Below are 12453 nucleotides of genomic sequence, written 5' to 3' on the forward strand. Positions count from 1 at the left end.
TGCCGCAAGGTTCAGCGGCCGGCGGCCACAGTCACGCGACGGCGAGCGCGGGCCGCAGTTTGGGTGCGCCGCTGACGCCGGGCACGGCCGTCAGATCGGACAACATCCGCTCCACAATCGCCGCCTGCGGCAAAACCGTGCCAAAAAAACGTGTCGTTACTGAGTCTTCGATCAGGATGGTCGGGAAATTCTCGACATCCAGATCGTCGAAGCGGTCCGCATGCGTTTCGATGTCGATCCATGCGAAACAGATCTCCGGATGCTTATCGGCCAGCTGGTCGAAGGCATCCCGATACTCACGGCACGTCCCGCACCACTCCGCGCACAGGCAGGCAACGAACAGCGTGTCGGGTTCGTTGACGCGCTCGGCGATCCGGTCTTGGTCGGTGTCGAGATTCAGCGCGGGCATGGTCGTTCCTTGCGTACTTTTGTCAGGTGCTTTGGCGCGAATGTAGCATGGCCGATCCCGAATGGTGGTCAACCCATGGTCCATGCGGGGTCAGCCGTGGGTGGCTCGCGTGAAGCGGCCGCCGGGCAGCGCGGTCACCTGGCCGGCGAGTTCGAGCTGCAGCAGCGTGTTTTGCAATGCCGCGTCCCCCATCTCGGTACGGGTGGCAAGAATTTCAAGCGTGGCGGGGGCGTGGCCGAGTGCGTCGAGGAGTTGCAACGCCTCTGCGCTCATGGCCGGCGGGGCTGTGGGTGATGCCGGCGCAGTTGCTACGGGCTTCGCGATGCCCAATTCTTCCAGCACCTCATCGGGCGTTTCCACCAGCTTGGCGCCCTGCTTGATGATTCGATGACAACCGCGCGACAAGGGCGCATGGATCGAGCCGGGCAGGGCGAAGATATCGCGCCCCATTTCATTGGCAAGCCGAGCTGTGATCAGCGAGCCCGAGCGCATGGCGGCCTCGACGATCACAACCCCGCTGACGAGGCCGGCGATCAAACGGTTGCGTTGCGGAAAATTGGCGGCGCGCGCCGGCGTGCCGAGCGGCCATTCCGAAAGGATCGCGCCTTGCGTTGCAATCTGCCGCGCCAGTGCATGATGCGCGGCCGGATACACGAGGTCAGCTCCGGTGCCGATCACGGCCACCGTACTACCGGCGCCTTCCAGGCCGCCTCGATGCGCGGCACCGTCGATGCCCAGCGCGAGCCCGGAAACGATCGTGACACCGGCCTGCGAAAGCTCACGCGCAAAGCGCTCCGCGTCCTCCGCGCCTTGCGGCGTCGCGCTGCGGCTGCCCACCAGCGCGACCGCCTTCGTATGCAACAGCTCGAGCCGGCCCTTTATATATAGTAGTGGCGGCGGATCGGGCATGGTCAGCAGCGCGGGCGGGTAGGCGGGGTCGTCGAGTGTCACCACGTGGTTGCCGGGCAGCTCGCTCCATGCGATCACCGCGTCGAGTTGCGCGTCGAAATCCGGGCCGGACGGCGCCAGCACGGCGCGCGCCGCGGCCTCGCCTGCGAACTCGGCAAGCGCCTCGGGCGATTGATTGAAGATCGCTTCCGGCAGTCCGAAAGCACCCAGCAGTAGGCGCAGGGCAGCGGGCTTCAGCCCCGGCGCGAGCGAAAGCCGCAGCCAGGCGGCGAGTTCAATATGGGTTGCGGGTAAGGTATCCATTGACGGTCGATCCTCTTACTGGGCCAGCGGGCAGGCGGGCGCCATGCTAAAATTTTCATCATCCGAAATAACTGCAGCGCCGCGCCCACCCGCGCGGGCTCGTCGTTTGGCGCACGTGGCGCGTTGAATCGAACCGGTTCGACAGCCTCTATCCTCTGCGTAACGCGATGTGCCCACAACCTGGCCGAATGGCCAACGCTAGCCTTCCACCGGCAGCGGCGCCGAAAAAACACACTCAAGATCATGGCTTTACTGAACATTCTCAATTACCCGGACAAGCGGCTGCACAAGATTGCGAAGCCGGTCGAAGTCGTCAACGACCGCATCCGCCGGCTCGTCGCCGACATGTCCGAAACGATGTACGCCGCGCCCGGCGTCGGCCTCGCTGCGACCCAGGTGGACGTGCATGAACGCGTGATCGTGATCGACGTGTCGGAAACGCACGACGAACTGCTCGCCTTCATCAATCCGGAAATCATCTGGTCGAGCGACGAGAAGAAGTTATCGGAAGAGGGCTGCCTCTCGGTACCGGGCATTTACGACAACGTCGAGCGTGCCGAGAAAGTGCGCGTGCGGGCGCTGAACGAGAAGGGCGAAACCTTCGAGCTGGATTGCGAAGGCTTGCTGGCCGTGTGCATTCAACACGAAATGGATCACCTGATGGGCCGCGTGTTCGTCGAGTACCTGTCGTCGCTCAAGCAGACGCGCATCAAGAGCAAGATGAAGAAGCTCGCCCACGCGATGTAACGCGCGTCCACCTCGCCTACTGCCCCTTCATGAGTCATTCGTTGCGCGTCATCTTTGCCGGTACGCCGGAGTTCGCCGCGGCCGCGCTGGCCGCGATTCACAGCGCCGGTTTTCCGGTGCCGCTCGTGCTGACGCAGCCCGACCGGCCCGCGGGGCGCGGGATGAAATTGCAGGCGAGTCCGGTCAAGCGCTACGCGCAGGAACACGGGCTTGCCGTGGCGCAGCCGCCTTCGCTGCGCCGCGTCGGCAAATATCCGGCCGAAGCCGCCGCCGCGATCGACCAACTGCGTGCCACGCCACACGACGTAATGGTGGTGGCCGCTTACGGTCTGATCCTGCCGCAGGAAGTGCTCGATATTCCACCACTGGGCTGTATCAACATTCACGGGTCGTTGCTGCCGCGCTGGCGCGGCGCCGCGCCGATCCACCGCGCGATCGAGGCGGGCGACACGGAAACCGGCATCACGCTGATGCAGATGGACGTTGGTCTCGATACCGGCGCGATGATTTCCGAAGCGCGCACGCCGATCTCCGCCGACGACACCACGGCCACCCTCCACGATCGTCTCGCACAGGACGGCGCGAAGCTGATCGTCGAAGCGCTGATCGAACTCGAGCGCAGCGGCAAGCTGGCGGCAACGCCGCAACCCGCGGACGGCGTGACTTACGCGGAAAAGATCGGCAAGCACGAGGCTGCGCTCGACTGGCGTAAGCCGGCTGCGGTCCTCGCGCGTCAGGTACGTGCGTTCGACCCGTTCCCCGGTGGCGTGGGCACGCTGGAAGACGGTACGTCGATCAAGATCTGGGCAGCCGTCCCGGTCGAGGCACAAGGCAACACAGCGCCCGGCACGATCGCCGACGTTTCTCCGGAAGGTGTCGTGGTTGCCTGCGGCGAAGGCGCCCTGCGTCTCACGCAATTGCAAAAACCCGGCGGCAAGCGCTTGCCGGTGCGCGAATTCCTGGCCGGCGCCACGCTGGCCGCGGGTCAGCGTTTCCAGCTGCCCGAAGCAAAATAACCGCCTTGCGCATAGCTTGAACATCGTCCGTTCGGCCGATGTTCAACAGCCACGCTGCAAGCCACCAGCGCGTTAGAATCCTCTATGCAACAGCCCGCGTTTAGAGGATCTTCATGTTTGGCATCACCCATTTCGAGTTTTTCGTCGTCGCCGTCTTTCTGCTGAATGTGACGCCCGGTCCCGATACGGCATACATCGTCGGGCGTAGCGTCGCTCAGGGGCGTGGCGCAGGGCTGATGTCCGCGCTCGGCATTTCCGCCGGTTGCTGCGTTCATTCGCTTGCCTGCGCGTTCGGCTTGACGGCGCTTCTGGCCGCTTCAGCCACGGCATTCACGGTCATCAAGTTCGTCGGTGCTATTTATCTGATGTATCTCGGCGTGCGCCTGATTTTCGTCAAACCGGCGGCGGATCAGGCGGCGGGCGAAGCGCGCGCGGCCGGCGCGCCGAAATCGTTGCGTCAGTTGTTCTTGCAAGGCTTCTGGACCAATGTGCTGAATCCCAAGGTCGTGCTGTTCTTCGTGTCGTTCTTTCCGCAATTCGTCACAACCGGCAGCGACCATAAGGCATTGGCGTTCCTCACGCTCGGCGGGGTGTTCGTCGTGATGAGCATGATCTGGAACAGTTTTGTCGCGTGGGTTGCCGGCAGCGTGACCCAGCGCTTCTCCGGCCAGCCGCTGGTGAAGCGGTGGCTGGATCGCGGCGTCGGCGGCGCATTCGTCGGCTTGGGTATCAAGCTCGCCACTGCATCAAGATGATTGAATTTTCCTCGCGCGCCCATATCTAACATTTCGCTTACAATCAGCCGCCGCGATCACGCGGCGCAGATATGAACCCGCGTTAGGGCAAGGAGTAGCAGACATGTTCAATTGGGTCAAAACCGCGATGTTGATGGCCGCGATCACGGCCCTTTTCATCGTGATCGGCGGGATGATCGGCGGATCGCGCGGTATGACAATCGCGCTCGTGATCGCCCTTGGGATGAATTTCTTTTCGTACTGGTTCTCGGACAAGATGGTTCTGCGCATGTACAACGCGCAGGAAGTCGACGAAAACAGTGCGCCGCAGTTCTATCGCATGGTGCGCGAGCTTTCCACGCGTGCCGGCCTGCCCATGCCGCGCGTCTACCTGATCAACGAAGACGCACCGAACGCGTTCGCCACCGGCCGCAATCCGGAGCACGCGGCGGTTGCCGCCACCACTGGCATCTTGCGTGTGCTGTCCGAGCGCGAAATGCGTGGCGTGATGGCGCACGAACTGGCGCACGTGAAGCACCGTGACATCCTGATCTCCACGGTGTCGGCGACCATGGCCGGCGCCATTTCCGCACTGGCGAACTTCGCGATGTTCTTCGGCAGCCGTGACGAAAACGGCCGTCCCACGAACCCGATTGCGGGCATCGCTGTGGCGTTGCTCGCACCGATCGCCGGTGCGCTGATTCAGATGGCGATTTCGCGTGCGCGTGAATTCGAAGCGGACCGTGGCGGCGCGCAGATTTCCGGCGATCCGCAGGCGCTCGCCTCGGCGCTCGACAAGATCCATCGCTACGCGAGCGGCATTCCGTTCCCCACCGCCGAGCAGCATCCGGCCACCGCGCAGATGATGATCATGAATCCGCTGGCGGGCGGCGGCATCGCGAATCTGTTCTCGACGCACCCGGCCACCGAGGAACGCATCGCGCGTTTGATGGAAATGGCGCGTACGGGGCGCTTCGAGTAACGGTGAGCTGACCTGGCGATCCGGCGTGAAGAAAGGCGAGTCTGCGGGCTCGCCTTTTTTGTTCAAGCGCCACCGCCAGTCCGCCTTCGGCGGTCTCCAACCCGCGCCACGCTACAATGTGTGCTGATTGCGCTGCGCGTACCGCACGGCCTGCCTTTGCCTTTTTCATGACTCCAAAGCCTTCTTCGCGTTCTGCTTCCCCATCGACGCGTCCGCGTGAATCCCGTTTGACGATGCTGCATCTCGCGCCAGAATCGCTCGGTTTCGCGCTCGACTGCGCGGGCCAGGCCGTCGGCGCCGTGAGCCTCGGCGCGGCCTTGCCGGCCGCGCTGCAATCCGTATTCGTTTCCGCGCCTGAAGGCAGCGCCGCCGCGGCGCGCGGCGCGGTGCAGGACATCGCGTACCGCACCATGCGGCGTTTGGCAACTGCCGAGTGGCTGATCGCGAAGTTGGTGAAGAAGGCGCCGCCGCCGCACGTCGGTCATGTGCTCGCCTGCGCGCTCGCTTTGCTCGTCGACGATGAAGCGAACGCCGCCTACACGCCGTTCACGGTTGTCGACCAGGCGGTGAGCGCCATCGCCGCGCGTCGTGAATTCGCGTTCGCAAAGGGTCTCGTCAACGCCGTGCTACGTAATTTCCTACGTGAGCGTGAGGCGCTGCTGAGCGCAGCGCAAGCGGACGAAGTCGCGCGCTGGAACTACCCGGCGTGGTGGATCGATGCTGTGAAGCGCGCGTGGCCCGACGCATGGCAAGCCGTGCTCGCCTCCGGCAACACGCAAGGTCCGCTAACATTGCGCGTCAACGTGCGCCGCTCGACAGTCGACGCCTATCTGCAGGTACTGCAGGCCCATCACATTCCCGCGAGCAGGGCCGGCGAATACGCCGTCAAGCTCGCCACGGCGATGCCCGTCGACCGGATCCCCGGCTTTAACGACGGCGTGGTGTCCGTGCAAGACGCCGGCGCGCAACTCGCTGCGCAACTGCTCGGCGTGCGTGACGGCATGCGTGTGCTTGACGCGTGCGCGGCGCCTGGCGGCAAAACCGGCCATCTGCTCGAACTCGCCAACCTGCAGCTTGTGGCGCTCGAAAGCGACGCGTCGCGCGCGCGTCGCATCGGTGAAAACTTGCAGCGGCTCAAGCTCGAAGCGGAAGTGCGTATCGGCGACGCGGGTGCGCCCGCAAAATGGCACGACGACATCGACCAGCCGTTCGACCGCATTCTGGCCGACGTGCCGTGTTCGGCGTCCGGCATCGTGCGGCGTCATCCGGATATTCGCTGGCTGCGTCGCGCGTCGGATATTCCCGCACTGGTTGCCGAGCAGCGCCGCATTCTCGAGGCGCTATGGCCACTCGTGAAGCCAGGCGGCGAGTTGCTCTACGTAACGTGTTCGATCTTCCCCGAAGAAGGCGAGTTGCAGGCGCAGTGGTTTGGAAACAAGTACCAGGATGCGGTACGATTGGACGCGCCGGGGCAACTTTTACCTTCAGTTGCCCGCGCGCCCGCCGACACATCGGCCGGGTCCCATGCCGGACATGCCGCTGAAGATAGCGCCGGCTCGAACTCAGACCACGACGGATTTTTCTACGCGCGCTTTCAGAAACGGTGACCATCAAACGCTTCTTCCCGCTTCGGCTCGCTGCCGTGCTCTGGATCGTGCTGGCCGTGTGGCTCGCCGTACCGGGCGCGGCGTATGCCGATTCGATCGCGGTGCAGCGCGCGTCGCTGCAATCGGACAACACCGGCTGGAGCATCGACGCGCGTTTCGACTTTGACCTGAACAGCAATCTCGAAGACGCCGTCAACAAAGGCATTCCGCTGTACTTCACGACAGACTTCGAACTGAGCCGGCCGCGCTGGTACTGGTTCGACGAACAGCCGGTGAGCGTGTCGCAGAGCATTCGCCTGTCGTTCCAGCCGCTCACGCGTGAATATCGTGTGTCGAGCGTGTCGTCGGGTGGCTTGCAGCTCGGCTTCACGACGCTGAAAGATGCGCTCGCGGTGATCAAGCACATCACGTCGTGGCACGTGATCGACCGCAATCAGGTGCATGTCGGGGAGACGTACAACGCGTCGGTGCGCATGCAACTCGACATCGCGCTGATGCCCAAGCCGTTCCAGATCGATGCGGTGAACAACCGCGACTGGAGCCTTTCGTCGGAGTGGAAACGCTTTACCTTCACGGTGACCGAACGTGCTAAATAGAGTGCGCCGAGCCACCAGCGTCAGCAGCATCGTCGTGCGCGTGCTGGTGTCCACGGTCGCCGTGACGGCCGTGCTGCTGCTCGTCCTGCTTGCAGCGGCGAGCGCGAATACCGAATTTTTCGACCGCTATTACCAGTGGCTGTACGCGGCCAACCTCGTGGTCGCGATGATCTTTTTGCTGGTGGTGGCGACGCTCGTCATCATCATCATTGCGCGGCTTAGAAAAGGTAAGTTCGGCACCCGGCTGTTAGCGAAACTCGCGTTCTTCATGGCGCTGGTCGGCGTGGTGCCGGGCGGCATCATTTACGTGGTCTCGTATCAGTTCGTCTCGCGCAGTATCGAGTCGTGGTTCGATGTGAACGTCGAAACTGCGTTGACCTCGGGCCTGAATCTCGGCCGCGGCATGCTCGACGCGTCGCTATCCGATCTGCAGACCAAGGGGCGCCTGATGTCTGAACAGCTGGCGAGCGCTGATGCCGCCGGCACCACGCTCACGCTGCTGCGCTTGCGCGATCAGTTCGGCGTGCAGGACGCGACGATCGTCGAACCCACGCGCAGCATGTCGGGCGCGACACCGGATATGCACGTGGTCGCGCAGGCATCCGGCAATTACGCGACGCTCGTGTCGAACGACTTGCCCACGCCGTTGATGATCGATCAGGCGCGTGGCCGCGGCTATGCGGCGATCGAAGGGGAAGTCGACGGCGATCCGCGCGCGCATGGCAGCAAGGGCGCGTTGCGGCTGCGCGTCGTGCAGCGCATTCCCGATTCGAACGCGGCGCTGTTGCAGCCGACCGAACGCTTCCTGCAGCTCACGCAGCCGGTGTCGCCGTCGCTCGCGCGAAACGCCGATGCAGTGCAGCGGGCCTATCGCGAATATCAGGAAAAGGCGCTGGGCCGTACCGGCTTGCGCAAGATGTACATCGGCACGCTGACGCTTGCGCTGTTCCTCGCCACCTTCATCGCGATGATGCTGGCGCTCGCGCTCGGCAATCAGCTTGCGCGGCCGTTGTTCCTGCTCGCGCAGGGCACCAAGGAAGTGACTGAGGGCGACTACACGCCGAAGCGCGAAATCAAATCGCGCGACGAACTGGGCTTCCTCACGCAGTCGTTCAATGCCATGACGCGGCAGCTCTCCGAAGCGCGTGCCGCGGTCGAGAACAACCGGATCGCGCTCGAACATTCGAAGGCCTATCTGGAAAGCATTCTTGCGAACCTCACCGCGGGCGTGTTTGTGTTCGACCGGCAGTTCCGTCTCACCACCGCAAACCGCGGCGCCGAACGGATTTTCCGTCAGCAGTTCCAGGAGGTGCTGGGTTCGGCGCTCGAGCAGATTGGCGTGTTGAGCGAATTCGGCGGCATGGTGCGCAAGGCCTTCGCCGATCGCGAGGCCGCAAGCGGCGACGGTCACGACGACCGTGGTCACTGGCAGCAGCAGTTCTCGGTGCAGGTGCCGGGCGAAACCGAGCCGCTCACCTTGCTCGTGCGCGGCGCGCGCCTTGTATCCGCCGCCGACCGCGATGCGGAAGACATGCAGACTTCCGGCTACGTCGTCGTGTTCGACGATATTTCGGATGTGATCTCCGCGCAGCGTTCGATCGCCTGGGGCGAGGTCGCGCGGCGTCTCGCGCACGAGATCAAGAACCCGCTCACGCCGATCCAGCTCTCCGCCGAGCGTTTGCAGATGAAACTCGCGGACAAGCTGTCGCCATCGGATGCCGATGTGCTGAAGCGCGGCGCGACCACCATCGTCAATCAGGTCGCGGCGATGAAGCAGATGGTCGACAATTTCCGCGACTATGCGCGCACGCCGCCGGCGGTGCTCGCGCATCTGCAACTGAACGAACTGGTCAGCGAAGTGCTCACGTTGTACGGTATCGAAGAAGGTAAAGGCGCGATTCAGGTAGAGCTCGCGGATTTGCCGGCGATTCGCGGCGACGCGACACAATTGCGACAGGTGATTCACAACCTGCTGCAGAATGCACAGGATGCCGTGGCCGACGTCGAACAACCGCGTGTGTTGCTCGAGACGAGGACAGTAGAATACGGAGACCCCGACGCGGAAGGCAAAGTACACGTCGCGGTGCGTCTGACAGTGTCGGATAACGGACCGGGCTTCCCCGCGCGTATCCTGACACGTGCATTCGAACCTTACGTGACGACCAAGGCCAAAGGTACGGGCCTCGGTCTTGCGATGGTCAAGAAGATCGTCGACGAACACGGCGCGCGCATCGACATTCGCAACCGCATGAAAGCGGGCGATGTGATCGAGGGCGCGCAGATATCGATCCTCTTCCTTCAACTGGCAGACGATGCCGCGGCACCTGGAGCAGGGTCGCGGCCGGCGCATGGCAATGCGCCGCAGGGAACGACTAAAGCAACAGTGCAGACAAGGGCAGCGTAAATGGCAACCATCCTGGTGGTAGATGATGAAATGGGCATCCGGGAATTGCTCTCGGAGATCCTGAGCGACGAGGGGCATGTCGTGGAGGCCGCGGAAAACGCGCAGGAAGCGCGCGAATTCCGCTTGCGCCAGGCGCCGGACCTGGTGCTGCTCGACATCTGGATGCCCGATACGGACGGCGTGACCTTGCTCAAAGAATGGGCCGCGCAGGGGCAACTGACCATGCCGGTGATCATGATGTCCGGTCACGCAACGATCGATACGGCAGTTGAAGCGACCAAGATCGGCGCACTCAATTTCCTCGAGAAGCCGATTGCGTTGCAGAAGCTGCTGAAGGCCGTCGAGCAGGGCCTCGCCCGCGGCAATGCGGTCGGAGCACCGGGCGGCGCGGTCGCCAAGCCGGTGTTGCCGGTCAGCGCTTCGGCTGTGGCTTCGGCGGCTGCGTTGCCGATGCTGTCGTCGGATGGCATGGGTAGCGGCGCGTTGGCTGCGCAAACGGCGTCGATCTCGTTCGACATCCCGTTGCGCGATGCGCGCGATGCGTTCGAGCGTGCTTACTTCGAATATCACCTCGCGCGTGAGAATGGCAGCATGACGCGTGTCGCGGAAAAGACGGGTCTCGAGCGCACGCACTTGTATCGCAAGCTCAAGCAACTCGGTGTCGATCTCGGTAAGAACAAAGGCGAGTGAACGGCCGGCGCAATGCGTGCAGGCTCGGGCGCGGTAGATTTTTTCGAGAGGGGGCTTGCCGAGCAGCTGACCCTTTGATATCATTTCGTTCTTCGTTGGCCCGGTAGCTCAGTTGGTAGAGCAGCGGATTGAAAATCCGCGTGTCGATGGTTCGATTCCGTCCCAGGCCACCAGGATTCAGCCCCAGGAAATCGCAAGATTCCTGGGGCTTTTCCTTTTCTGATGGGTATGGGCAGCTTGCCCCACGGCGGGTGTGTTCGGCGGCATTGGGCGTCGCGTGATAAAATCGCGCCAGTTCAAGGACTTGCATGCGAGGGTGCTGTCGGCGTTCCACTTGCGCGCCACCGTGCCAAACGCGTCTTTTCGTATCCTGAAGCGGCGCCTTTTGCGCACTCTGCCGCAACACGGCAAGGCCGCAACAGGTGCCGAACCCTTCGCCCGACGATTAACGGTATAAGCGCCCAGCGACTCTGCATGCGGAAGGCGCGGCCTATACTGCTTTGGGCCGGCAGCAGTGCCGGCACGCGTCGCGCCGCGTTGCTTGCATGGCGCACCTCGCGCAGCGCGACGTGGCACTCATCATTCACGGAGTTTCACGGTGATCCGCAAAGACGCTAAACGTAGCGCTCTGGTGCTGTTTTCCGGCGGCCAGGATTCCGCCACGTGCCTCGCCTGGGCCCTCGAACGTTATGAAACAGTCGAGACGCTGGGCTTCGATTATGGTCAGCGGCACCGAGTCGAACTCGAATGCCGCGAAGGGTTTCGCAACGCGGTGACGCGGGCATTTCCAGCTTGGGCCGACCGCCTCGGCGAAGATCACATGATCGATCTGTCGGTGCTCGGCTCGATCAGCGATACCGCGATGACGCGCGAGATCGAGATTCACGCCACGGCCAACGGTTTGCCGAATACGTTCGTGCCGGGCCGCAATCTGATGTTCATGACGATCGCCGCGGCCATCGCGTATCGGCGCGGTTTGCAGGTGCTGGTCGGCGGCATGTGCGAGACGGACTTCTCGGGCTACCCCGATTGCCGCGACGACACGATGAAGGCATTGCAGGTCGCGCTGAACCTCGGCATGGATACGCGCTTCCTGCTCGAAACGCCGCTGATGTGGCTCGATAAGGCCGATACGTGGCGTCTCGCGCATGAGCTGGGCGGTGACGAACTGGTCGAACTGGTGCGCGTCGAAACGCACACCTGCTATGTCGGCGAGCGCGCCGAGTTGCATGCATGGGGTTTCGGCTGCGGCGAATGCCCGGCGTGCCGCTTGCGCAAGCGCGGTTACGAAGCGTATCTGGCCGGTGAGAAGGTGACCGAGCCGGTTTGACGCTCACCGAAGTTTTGCGCTGGCGCACCGTGCGAACGGGCGCCGCGCAGGCAATTATTTTCAGGAACACAAGGCAGAAAGCAGCATGACTTACGCGGTCAAGGAAATCTTCTACACATTGCAGGGCGAGGGCGCGAATGCTGGGCGTCCGGCCGTGTTCTGCCGGTTCGCCGGCTGCAATCTGTGGTCGGGCCGCGAAGAAGATCGTGCGGATGCGGTCTGCCGTTTCTGCGATACGGACTTCGTCGGCACTGACGGCGAGAACGGCGGCAAGTACCGTACACCCGAAGAGCTGGTGCAGATGATTGCGTCGCAATGGCCGGAAGGCGAGGGCGAACGCTTCGTGGTCTGCACGGGCGGTGAACCGATGTTGCAGATCGATCAGCCGTTCGTCGACGCGCTGCATGCCGCCGGCTTCGAAATCGCCATTGAAACCAACGGCTCGTTGCCGGTGCTCGAGACGATCGACTGGATCTGCGTGAGCCCGAAGGCCGACGCGCCGCTCGTCGTCACCAAGGGCAACGAACTGAAGGTCGTGATTCCGCAGGACAACCAGCGTTTGTCCGAGTATGCGAAGCTCGACTTCGAGTATTTCCTCGTCCAGCCGATGGACGGCCCGTCGCGCGATCTCAACACCAAGCTCGCGATCGACTGGTGCAAACGCCATCCGCAATGGCGCCTGTCGATGCAGACCCACAAGTATCTGAACATTCCCTGATTTGCCGT

Annotated in this window: 12 protein-coding genes and 1 tRNA gene; 11 read left to right on the forward strand and 2 right to left on the reverse strand. The window is 63.2% G+C overall.

What is annotated here, in order from left to right; genetic code table 11:
• Positions 1–31: 31 nt before the first annotated feature.
• Positions 32–409: a thioredoxin family protein gene (locus tag BM438_RS12815; protein WP_093634622.1), complete on the reverse strand. Its 378-nt coding sequence runs from the start codon at positions 407–409 to the stop codon at positions 32–34.
• 90 nt (positions 410–499) lie between these two features.
• Positions 500–1621 (reverse strand): DNA-processing protein DprA, encoded by a 1122-nt coding sequence (gene dprA / locus BM438_RS12820; RefSeq protein ID WP_093634623.1) that lies wholly within the window; start codon positions 1619–1621, stop codon positions 500–502.
• A 243-nt stretch (positions 1622–1864) separates the two neighbouring features.
• On the opposite strand from dprA, the gene def reads away from it, so the two are divergent.
• The 11 genes from def (at position 1865) to queE (ending at position 12445) form a co-directional block, all read left to right on the forward strand.
• The gene (gene def, locus BM438_RS12825) at positions 1865–2368 is read left to right on the forward strand and encodes a peptide deformylase (RefSeq protein ID WP_054037103.1); all 504 of its coding nucleotides are present in this window, start codon (positions 1865–1867) and stop codon (positions 2366–2368) included.
• 29 nt (positions 2369–2397) lie between these two features.
• Positions 2398–3384, forward strand: coding sequence for a methionyl-tRNA formyltransferase (gene fmt / locus BM438_RS12830; protein WP_093634624.1), 987 nt, complete (start codon positions 2398–2400; stop codon positions 3382–3384).
• Between the two features lie 113 nt (positions 3385–3497).
• Positions 3498–4139 (forward strand): LysE family translocator, encoded by a 642-nt coding sequence (locus BM438_RS12835; protein ID WP_093634625.1) that lies wholly within the window; start codon positions 3498–3500, stop codon positions 4137–4139.
• A 103-nt stretch (positions 4140–4242) separates the two neighbouring features.
• On the forward strand, positions 4243–5100 hold the full coding sequence (gene htpX, locus BM438_RS12840; protein ID WP_093634626.1) for a zinc metalloprotease HtpX: 858 nt from the start codon (positions 4243–4245) through the stop codon (positions 5098–5100).
• A gap of 167 nt (positions 5101–5267) precedes the next feature.
• Positions 5268–6707, forward strand: a complete 1440-nt coding sequence (rsmB, locus tag BM438_RS12845) for a 16S rRNA (cytosine(967)-C(5))-methyltransferase RsmB (protein ID WP_093634627.1) — start codon at positions 5268–5270, stop codon at positions 6705–6707.
• Positions 6704–7303 (forward strand): DUF4390 domain-containing protein, encoded by a 600-nt coding sequence (locus BM438_RS12850; RefSeq protein WP_054037187.1) that lies wholly within the window; start codon positions 6704–6706, stop codon positions 7301–7303. Before rsmB ends, BM438_RS12850 begins: the two co-directional genes overlap by 4 nt.
• Positions 7293–9707, forward strand: coding sequence for a sensor histidine kinase (locus tag BM438_RS12855; RefSeq protein ID WP_093634628.1), 2415 nt, complete (start codon positions 7293–7295; stop codon positions 9705–9707). The genes BM438_RS12850 and BM438_RS12855 overlap by 11 nt, the downstream gene beginning before the upstream one ends.
• Positions 9708–10397 (forward strand): response regulator transcription factor EsaR, encoded by a 690-nt coding sequence (gene esaR, locus BM438_RS12860; RefSeq protein ID WP_093634629.1) that lies wholly within the window; start codon positions 9708–9710, stop codon positions 10395–10397. It begins immediately after the preceding gene.
• A gap of 97 nt (positions 10398–10494) precedes the next feature.
• Positions 10495–10570: transfer RNA gene (locus BM438_RS12865), tRNA-Phe, on the forward strand.
• 425 nt (positions 10571–10995) lie between these two features.
• Entirely contained in the window at positions 10996–11727 is a 732-nt protein-coding gene (queC, locus tag BM438_RS12870) for a 7-cyano-7-deazaguanine synthase QueC (RefSeq protein ID WP_063494462.1), read from the forward strand.
• 85 nt (positions 11728–11812) lie between these two features.
• Complete coding sequence (queE, locus tag BM438_RS12875; RefSeq protein ID WP_093634630.1) at positions 11813–12445, forward strand: 7-carboxy-7-deazaguanine synthase; 633 nt, start codon at positions 11813–11815, stop codon at positions 12443–12445.
• Positions 12446–12453: the final 8 nt, after the last annotated feature.

It is taken from the genome of Paraburkholderia aspalathi, from assembly GCF_900116445.1.
Lineage (GTDB): Bacteria > Pseudomonadota > Gammaproteobacteria > Burkholderiales > Burkholderiaceae > Paraburkholderia > Paraburkholderia aspalathi.